This is a genomic window from Dapis brunnea BLCC-M229 (genome assembly GCF_050015995.1).
GTDB lineage: Bacteria > Cyanobacteriota > Cyanobacteriia > Cyanobacteriales > Microcoleaceae > Trichodesmium.
Genome location: NZ_JBNHEP010000087.1, coordinates 17,516 through 35,343, shown reverse-complemented (window position 1 = coordinate 35,343; position 17,828 = coordinate 17,516). Strand labels below are relative to the sequence as shown.

Here is a 17,828-nt window from a genome sequence, read left to right as displayed (position 1 = left end):
CTGGTGGTTCTGGTGTTGGTGCTGGTGGTTCTGGTGTTGGTGCTGGTGGTTCTGGGGTTGGTGCTGGTGGTTCTGTTGGTTCTGGAGCTTCACCTAAGATAAAATCTTCTGCGGTAAGTAGTTCTTTACTAACTCCTCGAATAATTAAATTAGTCGTATCATCCTCGGAGGTAGTGCTGAGAACTGCATCTCCATCAGCATTATCATTAATAAGTCCCAGTAATATCTGAAAATCACTGATACCAGCACCGCTAACATCAATCAAATCGCTTCCTTGTTGAAAATCAATTATGGTGTCGGTAAAAGTATTAGCACCTAATGCAGTCTCTGTTTGATAGAAAAAGACATCTGCTCCTGCACCACCATTTAAACTATCATTTCCTGCACCACCAAATAATTGGTCATTGCCACCACCTCCTTGAATTGAATCATTTCCCAGACCACCGAATAATTGGTCGCTGTTACCACTAATGCTTCCATTAACCTCATCATCAGTATTACTATCATTCAAGAGAAAATCTTGTGCCGTTAGTTGTTCTTTACTCACTCCTTGAATAACTAAATTAGTTGTACGACCATCAAAGAAACTGCTGAGAACCGCATTTCCCTCAGTATTGTTGCTAATAAGTCCCTGTAAAATCTGAAAATCGCTGATACCAAGAACGCGAACATTAATCCGGTCAACTCCCTGTTCAAAATCAGCTATGGTATTAGTGAAAGGGTCTCCAACACCAGTCTGTCTTTGATAGACAAAAATATCGGCTCCTGAACCACCATTGAAAATGTCTTCACCAGTACCACCAGTTAAACTGTCATTTCCTGCACCACCAAATAATTGGTCATTGCCACCACCTCCTTGAATTGAATCATTTCCCAGACCACCGAATAATTGGTCGCTGTTACCACTAATGCTTCCATTAACCTCATCATCAGTATTACTATCATTCAAGAGAAAATCTTGTGCCGTTAGTTGTTCTTTACTCACTCCTTGAATAACTAAATTAGTTGTACGACCATCAAAGAAACTGCTGAGAACCGCATTTCCCTCAGTATTGTTGCTAATAAGTCCCTGTAAAATCTGAAAATCGCTGATACCAAGAACGCGAACATTAATCCGGTCAACTCCCTGTTCAAAATCAGCTATGGTATTAGTGAAAGGGTCTCCAACACCAGTCTGTCTTTGATAGACAAAAATATCGGCTCCTGAACCACCATTGAAAATGTCTTCACCAGTACCACCAGTTAAACTGTCATTTCCTGCACCGCCGAATAAACTGTCATTGCGACCTAATCCTTGAATTGAATCATTTCCCGTACCGCCAAATAATTGGTCGCTGTTCCCGGTTCCATTGACCTCATCATCAGTGTTAGTATCATTCAAGATAAAATCTTGTGCCGTTAGTTGTGATGTAGTCACTCCTCGAATCACTAAATTAGCCGTAGCGCCATTAAAGAAACTGCTGAGAACCGCATCCCCATCAATATTGTCGCTAATAAGTCCCTGTAAAATCTGAAAATCATTGATACCAAGAGAGGAAACATCAATGCGGTCAACTCCTTGTTCAAAATCAACTATGGTATTAGTCCCAGAGATTCTTTCATAAACAATAATATCTGCTCCTGCACCACCATTGAAGATATCGTCACCAGTTCCACCAACTAAACAGTCATCTCCTGCACCGCCGAATAAACTGTCATTGCCACCGAATCCTTGAATTGAATCATTATCTACCCCACCATTCAAGGTTTCACTGTTATTAGTTCCGTTAATTTCCATGTTCTTTTGTTTTCTCCATTTATACTTACTTAGGTATTGAAAATTAAATCGACTCCAGAAATTAGCAATGCCATATTTGTTGATTATAAAATCAACAAATATGATTTTTCCGAGTAGGCCAAATTTTCAATTATCTTAGATTTGCATAAATGCAAATCTAAGATATCACAGGTGCTAAATAATTGCTATAAAATTTATCAATTTTGAGAATAGTTTTGTCTTTACTGTAGAGGCGAATGGCCGTTCCCTGATGCCAAGCAGTGTCTTCTCTACAGCAATAACCCCAATATTTACTTATATCATGTCCGGTTGAATAGTTATAATTACAGATGAAATCGTCTAGATGACCCAACCTTTTCATAATTCGTCTAGATGACCTAACCTTCTTACTAATTCCAGACTTGTTTATGACTCTTATATCACTTCCTTCCCGATGGTTTTGTCTGGCCTATTTTTTCAGGTAGTTATTAGTGTTAAAAAAAGCGATAGATCGCTCTTAACCTATAGCGACAACCCCAATATTATACTTAAAGCTTTTGCTAATTCTTCCAGATAGAGATCGTCTAGATGACCCAACTTTTTAATAATTCGAGACTTGTCTATGACTCTGACTTGTTCACACAAAATCACAGAATCTAAACTTAAACCACCTACACCAGCAGGAACAAATACATGAGAAGGCAAAAGTGCCCGATTAATCTTACTCGTAATATCATGTCCGGTAGCATCGGTCTTGTATAGTAAAGGTAGGGAACAGGGAACAGGGAACAGGGAACAGGGAAGAAGGTTTAAGAGTTAAGAAAAAAACTTAAATTTCTTGTTGATATTTACCCTTGGGTTTACACAAACGATACAAACGGACATGATATAAATGGTGCAATAATTGTGTGAGGACTAACCGCATTTGCCCGATCTATTTGTACAATCGCCACAGGTCTTATTCCCGCTTGTTTGGTACCTATCACCGGATTAAGATCGTATAATACCACATCGCCCCGAATAACATTTACCATTGAATTTCTCCACGAGCTAAACGTTCCTCATACTCTTCCAAATTAGATAAATAATCAGAAAAATCCGATTCTGCTAATTTTTTACCCTCGGTAAATAGCTCCCACAACTGCCAGCGCTCATGGTCATGTTTCATCAACAAGAAACTGACAAAATCATTGACCTCACTCACAAGTTCTTCAGGGAGTTGATTAATCTTAGAAATAGTTTCTTCGCGAACGTTCATATCTACCTCTTATTTTTACTTGTATATTTTACACTGCTATCTAAATATAGGATCGAAAGTAACAAGATTAATAATGCCATCTTCTAGGAGAATTTGACCTGCTTCCTCTTCAAAAACTCTTTTGCGCGTTTCTTCACATTTAAACTCCTATTGAACGAATGCGAACTGTCGTTGGCGTAATAACAGTAAAAGCACCAGGCAACTCATCGGAATGTTTGGCGATCGCCTCAGAAATAATAGTAGCTTTACTAGAATTAGGTAGTCCAGCTAATCTCACCAAAATCACACCGGATGCAATGCGACTTAAACGAAAGACTAACTCTCCAAAATCTTTATCCGCTGTTAACAACAACGCACTTTTGCTGTTAGCTAAATCTAGCACTACATCATCAGAAACTCCTGGTTCCATTTCCACAACGTACCAAACTGCATGACCATCTAGTCGCAAGCGATCTACTATTGCCTGCTTAATATTTTCGTCTGCCAATAAATTCACAAAACAGTCTCCACAATAGGATAAATGACATCAGCTTTTAATGCTTCAGCAGCAAACGCTAAAGCTGCTTGAATGTCCTCGCGCTTCAGTCGGGGATGCTCCTCCAACAGTTGTTCTGGAGTCTCTCCTGCTGCCAAACTTTCAAGGATAAATTCCACCGTCATGCGAGTTCCCACGATCGTTGGTTTGCCCATCATTATTTTAGGGTTTGAAACTATAAATTTTCGATATTGGTCTATCATTTTTTCCCTACAGAAAATTGTATTCACTCATTTTAGCATAAGCGACGCTTTTTCGAGTGGAGGACTTATCGTTTTTTTTCTGTGGTTCATTGACCTGAAAACTGCTGTATAATAGCTATAAAAATTGAGAAAATTTTGGACTGATTCTAATCTAAAACATTATGGAAAAACTGTTGCAACTACAGATTGAAAAGTTACCTGAAGGAGTTTATTTGGCAACTAGCGATGCTTTACCTGGTTTAGTTGCTCAGGGAGAAACTTTGATTGAAACTTTGGAAATAGCTCGTGATGTAGCTAGTAAATTAATAGAAGCTCGTCGGGAAAGACAACTTTTGAATCTGGAAAGTTTACAAACTCTTGGCGAAAAGTTTGATTATCCATTGGTTATTAGTGAATAATTTGGTGGTTTTATGGGAAGGTTATCAGGATTTCGCTATCGACAAATTGTGAAGAAATTGAAGACTTTTGGGTTTGTTTTTGACCGTCAAGCTGCTGGTAGCCATGAAATTTGGTACAATCCAGATAGGAATTTGTATACTACTATTCCTAATCATTCTAAAGATTTGCCAGAAGGAACTTTGCGTGCGATTTTAAAACAAGCTGAAATTCTTCCAGAAGATTTTTTGAATGCTTGAGTTTAGTTTAGTTGTGGTTTGCAGTAGAACTAATCAATTTTATCATAGAGTAGATCGGGACTTACGCAAAAGATTAAACTATAAACCATTTGTAGGGGTAAACGGCTATTCGCCCCTACAAGATATGGTGGTTCTGGGTAAGTCCTGTAATTATTAATAATTACATCTTCATTATAGGGCAAATTTTACCTGAATAGACTGTAAACTAAAATTAGACCACCTAAAATTATAATTGATTATGTCTGCCAAAAAACTCACAGGTAACGAAATTCGTCAAAAGTTTCTCGACTTTTACGCACAACGGGAACACCCTATTTTGCCTAGTGCATCTTTAGTTCCCGAAGACCCGACGGTCTTACTGACTATTGCGGGAATGTTACCATTTAAACCTATATTTCTCGGACAACAACCCCGGAAATATCCCCGCGCGACTACTTCCCAAAAATGTATCCGTACCAACGATATTGAAAATGTTGGTCGCACTGCCAGACATCACACTTTTTTTGAGATGTTGGGTAATTTCAGTTTTGGTGACTATTTTAAACCAGAAGCGATCGCTTTTGCTTGGGAACTTTCCACAAAAACATTCGGTTTACCACCGGAGCGTTTAGTTGTGAGCGTGTTCCGAGAGGATGATGAAGCATTTGCAATTTGGCGCGACCAAATTGGTATTCCAGCACATCGCATTCAACGGATGGATGAGGAAGATAATTTTTGGGCATCGGGTCCGACGGGTCCCTGCGGTCCGTGTTCGGAAATTTATTATGATTTTCATCCAGAATTAGGGGATGAGAATATTGACTTGGAAGACGACAGCAGGTTTATCGAATTTTATAACCTGGTGTTTATGCAATATAACCGTGATGCAGATGGAAATTTAACCCCACTGCAAAACAGAAATATTGATACGGGAATGGGGTTGGAAAGGATGGCGCAAATATTACAAAAAGTGCCGAATAATTATGAAACTGACCTGATTTTTCCCATCATTAAAACTGCTGCGGATATTGCTGGTATCGACTACAAAAAAAGTGACGATAAAACCAAAATTTCCCTCAAAGTCATTGGCGACCATGTGCGAGCAGTAGCTCATTTAATTGCTGATGGTGTTACTGCATCTAACGTTGGTAGGGGTTATATTTTGCGACGGTTAATTCGGCGAGTTGTTCGTCATGGTCGTTTAATTGGAATTTCTGGGGAATTTACATCAAAAGTTGCTGAGACAGCGATCGCTCTTTCTGAAGATGTTTATCCAAATCTTCGGGAACGGGAAACTGCTATTAAAGCTGAGTTGGAACGGGAAGAGTCTCGCTTCTTAGAAACATTGGAGCGGGGGGAAAAACTGTTGGCAGAAATTATGGCAAAACCAGAAACTCAGAAAAGCAAACAAATTTCTGGGGAAGATGCTTTCAAGTTGTATGACACCTATGGTTTCCCCCTAGAGTTGACTCAGGAAATAGCTGAGGAAAATGGTTTGACTGTTGATGTTAATGGGTTTGAGTCGGAAATGGAGCAGGCGCGAATTATTTCTCAGTTAGCTCACGAAACTATTGACTTGACTGCTGAAGGTGGAGTGAAATTAGATGTTGACCAAACCGAATTTTTAGGATACACAGATTTGACTTCCCCAGCACAGGTAATGGCTTTAGTAGCTGATGGGGAACAGGTTGATTCTGCTGAAACTGGTACTCAAGTGCAAGTTGTACTTGACCAAACGCCTTTTTATGCTGAGTCTGGAGGGCAAATAGGCGATCGAGGTTATCTGAGTGGGGATAATTTGGTAGTGCGGATAGAAGATGTGCAAAAGCAGAATAATATTTTTGTGCATTTCGGTCGCGTCGAGCGAGGTACATTGCAGTTAGGAATAACGGTAAATGCTCAAATAGATGGTGCTTGTCGGCGAAGAGCGCAGGCAAATCATACGGCGACTCACTTATTACAAGCTGCTTTGCGGTCTCTGGTAGACTCCTCAATTTCTCAAGCGGGTTCCTTAGTATCTTTTGACCGTTTGCGGTTTGATTTTAATTGCCCACGGGGGTTAAAACCAGAGGAAGTGGAGCAAGTGGAAGCTCAGGTAAATAGTTGGATAGCTGAAGCACATCCGGCGACCATTGCGGAAATGCCATTGGAAGTAGCAAAAGCAAAAGGAGCAGTTGCTATGTTTGGGGAAAAATATGCTGATGTGGTGCGGGTGGTTGACTATCCGGGAGTGTCGATGGAATTATGTGGGGGAACTCATGTGAATAATACGGCAGAAATTGGCGTGTTTAAAATTATTTCTGAAGCTGGTATTTCCTCTGGGGTGCGCCGTATTGAAGCAGTGGCAGGTTTGGCAGTGTTAGATTATTTGAATGTGCGGGATGCTGTGGTTAAAGAGTTGACCGATCGGTTTAAGATAAAACCGGAGGAGTTATCGGAGCGGGTGAGTAACTTGCAGCAGGAGTTGAAGGAGTCGCAAAAACAGTTGGAAGTGTTGAAGGGTGAGTTAGCAGTGGCGAAGTCCGACCAGTTATTAGGGGATGCTGAGACTGTCGGCGAGTTTCAGATATTGGTAGCGGAAATGCCTGGAGTTGATGCGGAGGCGTTGAAAACTGCTGCGGAACGGTTACAACAAAAGTTGGGCGAGAGTGCTGTAGTATTGGGTTCCGGGTCTGAAGGGAAAGTCAGTTTAGTTGCTGCCTTTAGTAAGTCTGTGAATGGCAAAGGTTTGCAAGCAGGGAAATTTATAGGAGGGATAGCAAAAATGTGTGGAGGAGGCGGCGGAGGACGCCCGAATTTGGCACAGGCAGGCGGTCGCGATCCGAGTAAATTGAAGGAGGCGTTAGAGAGTGCGAGGGAGCAGTTAGTTGAAGGGTTGAAGTAGATTTTTTAGGTGGGCAAAAAAGCCCACCTTATAATAGATATATTCAAAAGAGATAAATTTAAAATGGGAAAGTCAAAGAAACATATAATACCCGAAGGACAGTTAAACTTTTTTGAGGAGCTTGAGAAGCTTGGTTTATCTACTTCAAATTCTAATTCTAGTATTTCTACAAATACTTCTGAAAAATCTGAAAAAAAAGAAGATACTTGTAATTTAATCTCAAAAAATTCTCCTGATGGTTCGTCAGTAAGTGAATCAAACTTTTCTCCTGAACCTTGTCAAATAAATTTGGAAAAAGTTGATTTATCCATACCTAACTCTGATACAGAATCACAATTACTTACTAAGCCTGAAAATCAAGAAGACAGTCTTTGTAATTTAATTTCAAAAAATTCTTCTGATAATTCGTTAGAAAGTGAATCAAATCTTTCTCCAGAATCTTGTCCAAAAAATGCCGAAGAAGCCAAATCATCCACACCTAAATCTGATACTCAATCAGAATTATCTGCATTTCTAGATGAAAATAAATCAGATAATAATTCAAATCTAGAAGTTTTTGTACCAGATAGATTTGAAAGTCTAGAAATACGCACTGAAAAGAAAAAAGATGACTTAAAAACTATTATTGTAGAGGTTAAGGATGCCTTAGCCAAGCTTAAAAATACATATACCCATATGAAAACTGCTGGCAGAGGTGCATTTTGGATATTGCGTGGAGATTCTGGTTCTGGTAAATCAACTTTCTTACATACAGCTAATTTTTTTATATCTGAAGTTGAAACTATTTCTTTACAAGAAGATGAATCAATATCTAGTTTTTTGAAAAAGCTAGACAGTATCAAATCTGAATCATTGAAAATGAGGATAGTTGTTATAGAAAACCGTGAAGCTCTTACGGATTATTCAGAACCAGAATTGGAGAAAGATTTACACTCAATCAACCGTTTTATTCGCTCAAAAAAAGGTGTAGGTTACTTATTAGTTTGGCCTTGCAACTGTGATAACTTAGAAACGATTCTAATTAATTTATCTAAAAAAATTGGTGCTGCTGCTTTACTTGGTATAGAACAATCAAGTTATCGTTTTACTGGTCCCCTAAAAAGACAGTATATGCAGATTGCCGCTCAGACAATTGAGACCTTAAATGAGGGAGCCACATTAATTGATTTTGGAGTTTCAGAACAAAGGGCTAAAGATCTGGTAGAACAAGTCCCTACTATTGGTGACTATATGATTCTATTGCTGCAAGAAATTACTAAAAATCAGAGTAACTTATTAGAAAAACTATCATCTCGTGAAACATTTAAAATGTGGATAGTAGTAGTGGGGGCAACCGACCCAGAATACGAAGTTGCTGCTTTAACTCGTGGGAGTTTATCCCAAGCAGATATTACAAAATTACTAAGTTCTACAGAAGCTAATGTAGTGAAAAAGCTAAAAGAAAAATCTGAGAAAATAGGTATTCTGGGAACAGTTCTAGACTCTAAAATCATTTATATTCCTATCACAACTGCATTATCGCTCGCTAGAAAATATGCTGACGATAATTTAAAAGCAAAGATGAAAAAAGTAAATATGCAGAGTAGCAATGTAAGTGCTGATAAACAAGCAGAAGAACGTTTGATGAAAAGTGAACTTGCTAAAGCTTTTCAGTTACGTCCAAGAGGTCTTGGCCAACGTGGATACAAAAGTCAAGAAAGCAATAAAAGGGCATTTGAAAAGCTATTGGAAATTGCTAAAAATAATGATCACTTAGTTAACAAAACAATTGGGGCAGCACTTCTAGACTGTAAATTAGTGCATTATTTTCAAATAGAGGACTCTTTTAATGGTAAAATAGAGGTCAAATCAGATTTACTGTGTAGAAGTGAAAATTTTCCTGAACCAGTTAGATTAGAGATAATGTGGAGAGGAGAAAAAGGAGCTAGTTGTGCTCAGATTGCTAACTATGTACTTAAAAAACTTCACAACTATGGAAAAGCAATTGGTTTGTTAGATTGATTAGAAAATACTCTATAAGATAAGACTTCTATTGAATTAGAAATTTTTTGGTCAGGTGATATGAAAAGGTAATAGCGATCGCCAACCTTATTTATCCTCTCAAACTAAGATTTAATATCCCGCCAATTTTGAGCATATTCTCCCACAAATATTTTCAAGTGTTTAACATTAGTAGTAGCAACATATATTCCTCTGCCAGGAGCTTCTTGACATAGAATATTCCATTGAGCAGAAATAATCATATCTGCATCAATATTTTTATCATCAGTTGTCGGGATATGATTTTGACGTGCCTGAGCCCAAAACTCAGCAGCTTTATTCATAACTTCTGTTTTAAGTGGCAAAAATCTAACCACTTTTTTGAGACTATTCAATATTTCTAAACCCTCACTTTTAATGCGAATTAACTCTCGTCTAACCTCATAATCAGAAATTTCTGAAGTTACTACTAATACACTTTTGGCTAATAACCCATAGAACCATTCATTACATTGAAAAACTTCACTATCTTCAATTTCAGAATTATCTCTAATAGGACTAGCTAATAAAGCCAGCACTCCTGAATCTAAAATTACAATCATAATGATAAATCTTTCCCGTTGTACTTTCTTTTAATTTCTTCCATTCTGGCTTTTGCCCAAGCCATGGCAGGTTTATTTTTCTCTAGTTGCTCTTCAGGAGTCCGTCCTAGATTCAAATATGGCAATAAAATTCCCTTCTGTGAGTTATCTATTTCTGTTGCTTTATTCAATAAATATTGACCTTTCTCCCATAATTTATAAGTAGATTTTGACTTTCTCAATTCAATGGCTCTATCTACTGCTTTTGGAATTAGCCAAAAAGAATTTTGATACTTGCTAAATAAATCTTCCTGTTGTTGCAGGGAAGGTAAAATTAACCTGATTCTAATTAACAAACCTTGCCATCCGTTACATTTATAACTTGCCTGAGTAAAACCGTAAGCTATGTTAGTAAAATATTGACGACTTTCTCCTGAAAAAATATCCCAACAAGACTCAATACCAGCAGCTAACTTCTCTATTTTATCCACATACTTATTTATATCTATTGGAATGTCATTTTTAAATTCAATTTGTGTATTAATTGCCTCTAAATACTTTTGCGTACCCGCCATCATTTCCTGTAAAATTTCTTCTACATTCTGACCTTTGAGACCAGCAATTTCTCGAAAAAACTCCTGCACTTCATCACTTAATGAATTAGGAGAAATACAATTTTCTAAAAACGATTTTACTTTCTCAATATTTTCTTCCGTCCGTTTAAGAGCTTCTGTTTCTTGCTGTGAGGTTAGTCCATTAAGCATCTTATCTTCCTCCTGCAAACTAGAAATATTAGAACTATTATACTCTAAGTATATCTTGAATAATTAGAAGTTTACGATTTCCTCAATTCTAGACACTAAAGTTAATTCACTTTAGCATGAACTTAATAAGCTAATAGATGAATCAAGGTTTAAGGTGAGATTGTAAATTAGGCAAGTATAATTTGATTTTTTACAACCGATAACTGAAATGGAGCGATCGCTAATAATATGTTAAAATCTAAATAAGTCTATTTAAACAATTTAATTATGACTATTCAATTAATCGAACAAATCTTACAACTCAGTATTTCAGAAAGACTAGAATTAATAGAAAATATCTGGAATAGTATTACTGATATACCCGATGCAATTGAATTAACAGAAAAACAAAAACAAGAACTAGATTATCGCTTAGAATTATATGAGCAAAACTCGGCAAGAGGTTCAAACTGGGAGGAAGTCAAGGAAAGAATTAAAAACAGAAAATGAACTACAAAATTATTATTCAACCTGAAGCAGAAAAAGATTTAGATACAGCTTATATTTGGCATGAAAATCGTCGTCCAGAACTTGGAGAAGAATTTATTAGTGCTATTGAGAACTGCCTATCATTAATTCAATAAAATCCTTTAGCTTATCCAATAATTTATAAACAAGTTCATCGTACTATTGTGAGAAAATTTCCCTATGGAATATTTTATCTACTCAAAGATGATGCTGTTATTGTTATAGCTTGCCTTCATGCCAAACAAAATCCTCAAAGATGGCAAAATCGTATTTAAGTAGTAGGTAAAATTAACTTTAGAAAGAAAAGTAGCGGTTTTTCTACATAGAGCGATCGCTACTCTTCAGTTTCTGAAAAATCTACTTCTTGATAAATTTTGTTAAAAGGAATTTCCACTTCAACAGTCGCTAATTTTAGGATATTATTTTCTCCATGATACTCAGTTAACAACCATTAATTTTCAGATATGTTAGTATATTGTGCTAGATAATATCTTGATTATTCGATTAAGATATATTCTCGAAATTCAGGAATTGAGCGATAAAAATCAAACTTTTATCCCTTATCATAATTGCTAGTAGATTCAGACAACACCTCAACAATTATCAATAGATTAGTAACAGTTTTTTTTCCCGTTCCAGCATATATTGGTTTTCCTTCAATTACCATCACATCTGGATAGACATATCAGTTTTTTAAAGGTATCGATAGATGCACATCAGCAAAAAATACTTTATAAGATTATTGTTTAATTCTCAAAGAAAATCTTTTATAAAAATTTCCAGCAATAATATTATGGTTGGTTTTGCCACCAGTCATCGGTACTATTTCTCCATCATGGTATTCACTTTTCTACTCTGAAGTTTCTTCTAAAGCTAGATATTCTTCAGGAGTATAATAGGGTTTTTCAGTTTGAACTTGCATGAGTGTTGCCTCTATTATTTTTGTAATAATTTTGGTTAAGATTAGATGTCAATAATTATTTTATTCTAGCGAAAATTACGAAAATAATTTGCTTCTGTTTCTTTTCCCTAGTGGCATACATTTAAACTGTTGAATATAGCAGTCCGCGCATAGGTTGCGGGTAATCAAAAAGTAAATAAAAAAACTGAAACTCTTAGCTGTTCCCTGTTCCCTGTTCCCTGTTCCCTAAAAAGCAGTAAGATTTTTGACAGGAATAAAATAGGATTGCTATAGATAAATGCTAATTATCAGGAGTTTTCCTGTAAAATAGAAATAATCAAAATTTGAAACCATAGAAATGACATCAGAAAAAGAATCTCTAAATCAACCGATCGCAACTAACTCCACAACTCCCTGGTGGTTAAAAATATGGCAGGAACAAAAAGAAAATATTAAAGTTTTGGCGATCGCTCTATCCTTATCTTTATTAGTCAGAATATTAATTGCAGAACCGAGATACATACCATCAGACTCAATGATGCCAACCTTAGAAGTAGGCGATCGCCTAGTCATAGAAAAAGTATCTTATAATTTTCATCCACCCGCAACAGGTGATATAATCGTTTTTGAACCACCCCAACAGTTACAACGCTACGGTTATGCCAAAAATCAAGCTTTTATCAAACGAATTATAGGTCTGCCAGGAGATACTATTAGAATTGAGGAAGGTATAGTATATATTAATGACCAACCCCTTCCTGAAAATTATATTGCTGAACCTCCTGAATATGCTTTGCTAACTTCAGTCAAAGTTCCTGAAGATAAATATTTTGTAATGGGAGATAATCGTAACAATAGTAATGACTCTCACGTTTGGGGTTTTTTGCCTAGAAAAAATATTATAGGTAGAGCAATATTTCGCTTTTGGCCTTATCAAAGATTAGGATCGGTGTAACATAATCATAATCGTGTAGGGACTTTGCATGCAACGTCCCTACTTTGTCGTCTACTAATTATGAAAAGCGCTATAAATCTATTTTTAAAGTTATCCACAAACCTTATCCTTAAATATTCCCATTAGAAAACCTCGATTTATAACTAATTCCTAATCAAAAAATACTGATAACTGATAACTGAAATCACCATTGTTGTTGATCTAAAATAGGAGGTAAACTTAACTTAGGAAATCTGTAGAATGTGTCTCCTTGTTCATCTATTTCTAGAATTGCCGAGAATATTTGTACTTGACTTTCTAGATATTTCTGAGCAATTTGAGCATCAACTTTAGCAGCAGCAGCTAATTGAATTAAAGAAATTTTACCATTTTGAAGTTGTAATAATCTGTAGAAAGCATCATCTAAAATACGCTGCTGCTGTCTATCATTTGACATATTAACTATAAATGCACCTAATACAATCCCTAATCCAGTAAGTATTACAAATTCTATAATAGCCATTTAATTAATTAATAATTAATAATTAACAATTAATAATTACCTCTTCTTAAAAATAAGAGGATTGGTTGAAAGGATATTTTTTTCCTTTTTTTTCCTGAAAAGAGAGGTTTTAAAATTTAGTTTTTTAGTAAGAAGAAGAAGAAAGTAAGAAGTAAAAATTAACTAGAAAACCTCTTTTTGAGATAAACAGGAATAAAGAATAAAAACCAGGAAAAATTCTCAATCTACTTAGAGTAGAAAAACATAAAATTCCCTAATTATTATTATTCTCAATTTTTTTTCCTATTTCATCAAACTTAAACTTATCTAAGTTAATTTAACTAGAGTAACTGGTAATTTAGTCTTGTAATTATCTATAATTTTCAAGGCTAAATTATCCAATAACCCTAATTTTAGATCGAATTTTATAGCACTACGCAAATAAGTTAAGAAATTTGTAAATGCTCAAACTCAGTCATAAGTTAAGACATTTATAAATACTCAAACGAGCGTCAGGGATTACTTCTTCTTTTGGAATTTTGAATTTTGACTGGCGCGTAGCGCTATACCTAATCAATTTAGGCTTCAGGTTCCACAAGATTTTCCAATCCAGATACTACCTTAGCAGAAAGAATTTTGTCACCTTTACCTAATTTTTCCAAAACCTTTTTACCTTCAACAACATAACCAAAAACTGTATAACGACCATCCAATAAATTTACTCCTGCAGGTGTTAATTCTGGTTGGAATAAGAAAAAGAAAAATTGAGAAGAACCACCATCATTTTCAATTTCAGGCCGAGCCATAGCCACTGTACCATAAGCAGAAAAAGGCAGAACAGGTTGTTCTCGAAAACGACCAATTTCTTCTAAAGTAAAACTATATATTGGTTCCCGATCTCCCTTGACCAAAATTTCTAATGGAATATTACGGTACTCACCACTATCGGGGTCAATAAAACCAACTTCTGGGCCAGGAGGATCTCCAGCTTGCAATACATAAGATTCTTCTGAGCGAATAAAATCTAGGCCATCATAAAAACCCCTCTGAACCAAATCTACAAAATTACCTGCTGTAACAGGGGCACTATAACCATCAACAATCAAAGTCAAAGAACCTTTATCGGTTTCCATTTCAATAGTAGCGCGACCTTTCAGTTGCGGTAAATTAGAGAACTCTGAAGGTACTTCAAACGGAAACCCTTCTACCATCAAATTTTCAAGCTGACCTACCAATGTCAGTAGTTCTGCCCGTTGCTCCAATACCTGTTCCCCATCTTTAGCTTCAGCAACTTCTCTAATATTAATAATGCCTTGATCGAGTTTAGCAATTATGGCCTCTGCCTCAGATTGTTTTGATTCAGGCACACTAGCTAGTAATTTAGACTTACTAGTGCTGAGAACTCTAGATGCAGCAGCAATATCACTGCCAATAGAAGTCCAACGTTTACCTCGTAGTCTATTAGAAATATCCTCTAGACTACTTTGTATTTTACGCACAGGTTCATTTTCTATCGGTAGGGCATACCTTAACAAGGCCCTACCATCTTTAATAGGATCGCCCTGGGGCAAACGACTTTGACGAGTTGTTGTAGTACCACCGTTCCACCAAGCAGCACTAATACCAACAGACAAAGTAAAGAGTAGCAGCGCTAGGATGCCAGTTTTAAGCAGACGTTTACAAGTGTTAATTACGAAATTGTGCAGATTTAGCATATTTCTGAATTTTTATTCCCTTACTAATATTACATGGCTGTCCACAGTCATAAGATTTTGAGGGACAAAAATTAGGTAATTTTTGATTAGGTGCTAAAAATTCCTTTCTACTCCCACAATATTCAACCATTATTCCGACTCCCGAATCTTTGCTCCTAACTGATAAACTCCTTCAAATATTTATAGAGAGTATTGTACGATGTCTAATGTTAAGTTCTAATTGAAATAATTAAAAACCGAAATCACGGTGTTATATGATTTCTAGTAATGATTTACGCCCCGGCGTGACTATAGAATTAGATGGATCGGTTTGGCGAGTAGTAGAATTTCTGCACGTTAAACCAGGTAAAGGTTCCGCTTTTGTTCGGACAAAGATCAAAAATGCACAAAATGGTAATGTTGTGGAGCGAACTTTTAGAGCTGGAGAAACAATTCCTCAAGCTACTTTGGACAAGAGAGTGATGCAGCATACCTATAAAGAAGCTGACCAATTTGTTTTTATGGATATGGAAACCTATGAAGAGGCTAGTCTCAGTTCCGAGCAAATTGGTGAGCGTGTTAAGTACCTAAGTGAGGGTATGGAGGTCAATGTCATTAAGTGGGGCGAACAAGTAATAGAGGTGGAATTGCCTAACTCGGTAGTATTAGAAGTAATTGAAACTGACCCTGGCGTTAAAGGAGATACTGCTACTGGTGGTAGTAAACCCGCTACTGTAGAAACAGGTGCTCAAATTATGGTTCCCTTGTTTATATCTAAAGGAGAACGTATTAAGATAGATACCCGAAATGACTCTTACCAGGGCAGAGAATAACTCCAGGAAACTAGACTTCTTACAGAAGTAGTCCAGAATTACAATTATAAGTCAAGAATCACAATTAAGAAAAGTTAATAATTTCTGTATTGTAATTTATTTGACTTTTGGCTTGGCAAGAAGTCCTTCAGTCTTCCTGGCAGGGGATTATCCCCTGCTTTTTGCTCTCAAGTTCTATAATTTCTGACTTTGCATTTGACACTTCTACCTCTATACTGAAGCAATAATTGATATCCTCCTGACGTTGCACATGGCGTAACAAAGCGGGATTAGCTCACCTCATAACGCGGGGTTTCTGCTACCTTTTGTGTCTTGAGTCTTATTTGCCCTAACAGAGGAGCTACACTTTTCATATCGCCTAGCGAAACATAGCACCAGTATGAGAGACCAAACATCTTTCTGGTCTTATGATCGCTCCACAGTACCTCACTCTACTGACCAAGCTACTAGAAACAGCTAGGCTAAAAGCCTTATGTATACTAGCAAATTTCTGGGAGAAGCACAATATTGATTTGATTGGCATTCCCTGATGACGCTCCCTGGAAAGGAGAGTGCAATTATAAATACCAACTTTCTGCTCAACTAGGACTGAAGTACGAGAACCCAGAAAACCTGTTTCTATTTTTTCCTATTTCCTAGATGTCTATTTTTCAAAATAAGGATTTCTCGTAGAAACCGGGTTTTCGGTGCGAAAGTCCTATAAACTTTATATTTTGATTCAAAATTAATTTAGTTTAACGCCAATTTGGGGATATACGAACTGTGCAATTAGATTTACATCAACTTCGGGAACTACTAACAGCAATAGACCAAACTAATATTTCAGATTTGACTTTAAAAAGTGGAGATTTAGAACTGACGGTACGCAAAGGAACTTCACTAAGCGATCGCCCCTCATTACCTTCTCCTGACCAAAGCCATCCTACTGCCGAATTAGTTTCTCCTACTGTAGCTCCGGTGGAAACAACAGCTACGTCAAAAACCGCTGCAATGCCTTCAGCAGGGCCACCTACGGCTTCAAACAAATTTGAAGAAATTTTGTCTCCAGTTGTTGGTACTTTTTACCGTGCTCCTGCTCCTGATGAACCAGCTTTTGTAGAAGTGGGCGATCAGATTACTTCTGGCCAAACAGTTTGTATTATTGAAGCGATGAAGGTAATGAATGAGATTGAAGCTGAGGTATCTGGACAAATAGTGGAAATTTTAATTAAGAATGGAGAACCCGTAGAATACAATCAACCTCTAATGTTAGTTAACCCCAATTAGGGTTTGCTCAAAAAAGCAGAGTGTGGGGAAGGTAAGGGAGTGTGGGAAGTGTGGGGAGGGTGGGGATATCGAATCTTGTCTGCTCATGCATACCAACATACATGAGTTTTAACCACCGAAAACCTAGCACTTTTTTCGACCCCAAAAAGGCTAAAGTGTTTATATGTCAATTTTGAGATTTAATCAGCAAGCCCCTACTAAAGTTTATCAATATCAATATCATGCCACAATTAATTGAAAAGCCTACTCGGATTGAATCTACTGGTAATAAACCTAAGCAAATTGATGAGTATATTGGTCGTGTAAATAGTCACACTGATGATATTAGCGTTGCCCAAATGCACTCTCCCAGTGGTTGGATGGAACCAGGTCAAAGGCCAGAATTTGATGAATTTACCCTGGTACTTAAGGGGACTCTATTTGTTGAATATGAAGGTGGAAAATTAGAAGTTAATCCTGGCCAAGCGGTAATAGCTCGCAAAGGAGAATGGGTAAAATATAGTACGCCTGGTGTAGAGGGAGCAGAATATATTGCTATTTGTTTGCCTGCTTTTTCACCTGATACTGTAAATCGAGATTCTGATTAAATATGGTTTTCTGAATAAGTCTTATGGGT

The 17,828-nt window shown here is 36.8% G+C and carries 21 protein-coding genes; 10 read left to right on the top strand and 11 right to left on the bottom strand.

The features are described from left to right. The 7 genes from ACP6PM_RS10080 to ACP6PM_RS10050 form a co-directional block, all read right to left on the bottom strand. Window positions 1-1,777: calcium-binding protein (locus tag ACP6PM_RS10080; protein ID WP_426584201.1), on the bottom strand; the 1,777-nt coding region annotated here is incomplete at its 3' end. A gap of 157 nt (window positions 1,778-1,934) precedes the next feature. Then, the gene (locus ACP6PM_RS10075; RefSeq protein ID WP_426584199.1) at window positions 1,935-2,138 is read right to left on the bottom strand and encodes a hypothetical protein; all 204 of its coding nucleotides are present in this window, start codon (window positions 2,136-2,138) and stop codon (window positions 1,935-1,937) included. Between the two features lie 140 nt (window positions 2,139-2,278). Further along, window positions 2,279-2,476 carry a type II toxin-antitoxin system PemK/MazF family toxin gene (locus ACP6PM_RS10070; RefSeq protein ID WP_426584203.1) on the bottom strand — a complete coding sequence of 66 codons (198 nt, stop codon included), beginning with the start codon at window positions 2,474-2,476 and terminating at the stop codon, window positions 2,279-2,281. Window positions 2,477-2,616: 140 nt separating this feature from the next. After that, the gene (locus ACP6PM_RS10065) at window positions 2,617-2,790 is read right to left on the bottom strand and encodes a type II toxin-antitoxin system PemK/MazF family toxin (protein ID WP_426584197.1); all 174 of its coding nucleotides are present in this window, start codon (window positions 2,788-2,790) and stop codon (window positions 2,617-2,619) included. Beyond that, window positions 2,784-3,014 (bottom strand): DUF2281 domain-containing protein, encoded by a 231-nt coding sequence (locus ACP6PM_RS10060; protein WP_426584195.1) that lies wholly within the window; start codon window positions 3,012-3,014, stop codon window positions 2,784-2,786. Before ACP6PM_RS10060 ends, ACP6PM_RS10065 begins: the two co-directional genes overlap by 7 nt. A 139-nt stretch (window positions 3,015-3,153) precedes the next feature. Then, on the bottom strand, window positions 3,154-3,510 hold the full coding sequence (locus ACP6PM_RS10055) for a DUF5615 family PIN-like protein (RefSeq protein ID WP_426584193.1): 357 nt from the start codon (window positions 3,508-3,510) through the stop codon (window positions 3,154-3,156). Then, window positions 3,507-3,752, bottom strand: coding sequence for a DUF433 domain-containing protein (locus ACP6PM_RS10050; protein WP_426584191.1), 246 nt, complete (start codon window positions 3,750-3,752; stop codon window positions 3,507-3,509). The genes ACP6PM_RS10055 and ACP6PM_RS10050 overlap by 4 nt, the downstream gene beginning before the upstream one ends. Window positions 3,753-3,913: 161 nt before the next feature. On the opposite strand from ACP6PM_RS10050, the gene ACP6PM_RS10045 reads away from it, so the two are divergent. The 4 genes from ACP6PM_RS10045 to ACP6PM_RS10030 all read left to right on the top strand — a co-directional run bounded on the left by ACP6PM_RS10045 (window position 3,914) and on the right by ACP6PM_RS10030 (window position 9,251). Beyond that, window positions 3,914-4,150, top strand: a complete 237-nt coding sequence (locus tag ACP6PM_RS10045; protein ID WP_426584189.1) for a type II toxin-antitoxin system HicB family antitoxin — start codon at window positions 3,914-3,916, stop codon at window positions 4,148-4,150. A 12-nt stretch (window positions 4,151-4,162) separates the two neighbouring features. Next, window positions 4,163-4,387: a type II toxin-antitoxin system HicA family toxin gene (locus ACP6PM_RS10040; RefSeq protein WP_426584187.1), complete on the top strand. Its 225-nt coding sequence runs from the start codon at window positions 4,163-4,165 to the stop codon at window positions 4,385-4,387. A gap of 238 nt (window positions 4,388-4,625) precedes the next feature. Next, window positions 4,626-7,250, top strand: coding sequence for an alanine--tRNA ligase (gene alaS / locus ACP6PM_RS10035; protein ID WP_426584185.1), 2,625 nt, complete (start codon window positions 4,626-4,628; stop codon window positions 7,248-7,250). Between the two features lie 9 nt (window positions 7,251-7,259). Then, a complete protein-coding gene (locus ACP6PM_RS10030; protein WP_426584183.1) occupies window positions 7,260-9,251 on the top strand; it encodes a hypothetical protein in 1,992 nt (663 codons plus the stop codon). A gap of 104 nt (window positions 9,252-9,355) precedes the next feature. On the opposite strand, the gene ACP6PM_RS10025 is transcribed toward ACP6PM_RS10030, so the two are convergent. Together ACP6PM_RS10025 and ACP6PM_RS10020 are read right to left on the bottom strand one after the other, a co-directional pair. Further along, window positions 9,356-9,832 (bottom strand): PIN domain-containing protein, encoded by a 477-nt coding sequence (locus ACP6PM_RS10025; protein ID WP_426584181.1) that lies wholly within the window; start codon window positions 9,830-9,832, stop codon window positions 9,356-9,358. Next, window positions 9,829-10,575 (bottom strand): BAR domain-containing protein, encoded by a 747-nt coding sequence (locus tag ACP6PM_RS10020; RefSeq protein WP_426584179.1) that lies wholly within the window; start codon window positions 10,573-10,575, stop codon window positions 9,829-9,831. The genes ACP6PM_RS10025 and ACP6PM_RS10020 overlap by 4 nt, the downstream gene beginning before the upstream one ends. A 267-nt stretch (window positions 10,576-10,842) precedes the next feature. On the opposite strand from ACP6PM_RS10020, the gene ACP6PM_RS10015 reads away from it, so the two are divergent. The 3 genes from ACP6PM_RS10015 to lepB all read left to right on the top strand — a co-directional run bounded on the left by ACP6PM_RS10015 (window position 10,843) and on the right by lepB (window position 12,938). Then, a complete protein-coding gene (locus tag ACP6PM_RS10015) occupies window positions 10,843-11,064 on the top strand; it encodes an addiction module protein (RefSeq protein WP_426584178.1) in 222 nt (73 codons plus the stop codon). Beyond that, on the top strand, window positions 11,061-11,198 hold the full coding sequence (locus ACP6PM_RS10010) for a hypothetical protein (RefSeq protein WP_426584176.1): 138 nt from the start codon (window positions 11,061-11,063) through the stop codon (window positions 11,196-11,198). Before ACP6PM_RS10015 ends, ACP6PM_RS10010 begins: the two co-directional genes overlap by 4 nt. Window positions 11,199-12,341: 1,143 nt before the next feature. Next, window positions 12,342-12,938 (top strand): signal peptidase I, encoded by a 597-nt coding sequence (lepB, locus tag ACP6PM_RS10005; RefSeq protein WP_426584174.1) that lies wholly within the window; start codon window positions 12,342-12,344, stop codon window positions 12,936-12,938. A 184-nt stretch (window positions 12,939-13,122) separates the two neighbouring features. Here the strand turns inward: lepB and ACP6PM_RS10000 are convergent, their stop codons facing one another. Next, entirely contained in the window at window positions 13,123-13,440 is a 318-nt protein-coding gene (locus ACP6PM_RS10000; RefSeq protein WP_426584172.1) for a type 2 periplasmic-binding domain-containing protein, read from the bottom strand. Between the two features lie 557 nt (window positions 13,441-13,997). Beyond that, a complete protein-coding gene (locus ACP6PM_RS09995; protein WP_426584170.1) occupies window positions 13,998-15,134 on the bottom strand; it encodes a peptidylprolyl isomerase in 1,137 nt (378 codons plus the stop codon). 254 nt (window positions 15,135-15,388) lie between these two features. Between ACP6PM_RS09995 and efp the strand changes: the two genes are divergently transcribed. The 3 genes from efp to ACP6PM_RS09980 all read left to right on the top strand — a co-directional run bounded on the left by efp (window position 15,389) and on the right by ACP6PM_RS09980 (window position 17,799). Further along, window positions 15,389-15,946, top strand: coding sequence for an elongation factor P (gene efp, locus ACP6PM_RS09990; RefSeq protein ID WP_426584168.1), 558 nt, complete (start codon window positions 15,389-15,391; stop codon window positions 15,944-15,946). A gap of 762 nt (window positions 15,947-16,708) precedes the next feature. Continuing rightward, complete coding sequence (accB, locus tag ACP6PM_RS09985; protein WP_426584166.1) at window positions 16,709-17,212, top strand: acetyl-CoA carboxylase biotin carboxyl carrier protein; 504 nt, start codon at window positions 16,709-16,711, stop codon at window positions 17,210-17,212. Between the two features lie 221 nt (window positions 17,213-17,433). Then, window positions 17,434-17,799 carry a cupin domain-containing protein gene (locus ACP6PM_RS09980; RefSeq protein ID WP_426584164.1) on the top strand — a complete coding sequence of 122 codons (366 nt, stop codon included), beginning with the start codon at window positions 17,434-17,436 and terminating at the stop codon, window positions 17,797-17,799. Window positions 17,800-17,828 lie beyond the last annotated feature (29 nt).

Excerpts from the sequence above, each read along its gene's own strand:
- ACP6PM_RS10075 (WP_426584199.1), bottom strand. The coding sequence starts at position 2,138 with ATGAAAAGGTTGGGTCATCTAGACGATTTCATCTGTAATTATAACTAT.
- ACP6PM_RS10065 (WP_426584197.1), bottom strand. The coding sequence starts at position 2,790 with ATGGTAAATGTTATTCGGGGCGATGTGGTATTATACGATCTTAATCCG.
- ACP6PM_RS10060 (WP_426584195.1), bottom strand. The coding sequence starts at position 3,014 with ATGAACGTTCGCGAAGAAACTATTTCTAAGATTAATCAACTCCCTGAA.
- ACP6PM_RS10050 (WP_426584191.1), bottom strand. The coding sequence starts at position 3,752 with ATGATAGACCAATATCGAAAATTTATAGTTTCAAACCCTAAAATAATG.
- ACP6PM_RS10045 (WP_426584189.1), top strand. The coding sequence starts at position 3,914 with ATGGAAAAACTGTTGCAACTACAGATTGAAAAGTTACCTGAAGGAGTT.
- ACP6PM_RS10040 (WP_426584187.1), top strand. The coding sequence starts at position 4,163 with ATGGGAAGGTTATCAGGATTTCGCTATCGACAAATTGTGAAGAAATTG.
- alaS (WP_426584185.1), top strand. The coding sequence starts at position 4,626 with ATGTCTGCCAAAAAACTCACAGGTAACGAAATTCGTCAAAAGTTTCTC.
- ACP6PM_RS10025 (WP_426584181.1), bottom strand. The coding sequence starts at position 9,832 with ATGATTGTAATTTTAGATTCAGGAGTGCTGGCTTTATTAGCTAGTCCT.
- ACP6PM_RS10020 (WP_426584179.1), bottom strand. The coding sequence starts at position 10,575 with ATGCTTAATGGACTAACCTCACAGCAAGAAACAGAAGCTCTTAAACGG.
- ACP6PM_RS10015 (WP_426584178.1), top strand. The coding sequence starts at position 10,843 with ATGACTATTCAATTAATCGAACAAATCTTACAACTCAGTATTTCAGAA.
- ACP6PM_RS10010 (WP_426584176.1), top strand. The coding sequence starts at position 11,061 with ATGAACTACAAAATTATTATTCAACCTGAAGCAGAAAAAGATTTAGAT.
- lepB (WP_426584174.1), top strand. The coding sequence starts at position 12,342 with ATGACATCAGAAAAAGAATCTCTAAATCAACCGATCGCAACTAACTCC.
- ACP6PM_RS10000 (WP_426584172.1), bottom strand. The coding sequence starts at position 13,440 with ATGGCTATTATAGAATTTGTAATACTTACTGGATTAGGGATTGTATTA.
- ACP6PM_RS09995 (WP_426584170.1), bottom strand. The coding sequence starts at position 15,134 with ATGCTAAATCTGCACAATTTCGTAATTAACACTTGTAAACGTCTGCTT.
- efp (WP_426584168.1), top strand. The coding sequence starts at position 15,389 with ATGATTTCTAGTAATGATTTACGCCCCGGCGTGACTATAGAATTAGAT.
- ACP6PM_RS09980 (WP_426584164.1), top strand. The coding sequence starts at position 17,434 with ATGCCACAATTAATTGAAAAGCCTACTCGGATTGAATCTACTGGTAAT.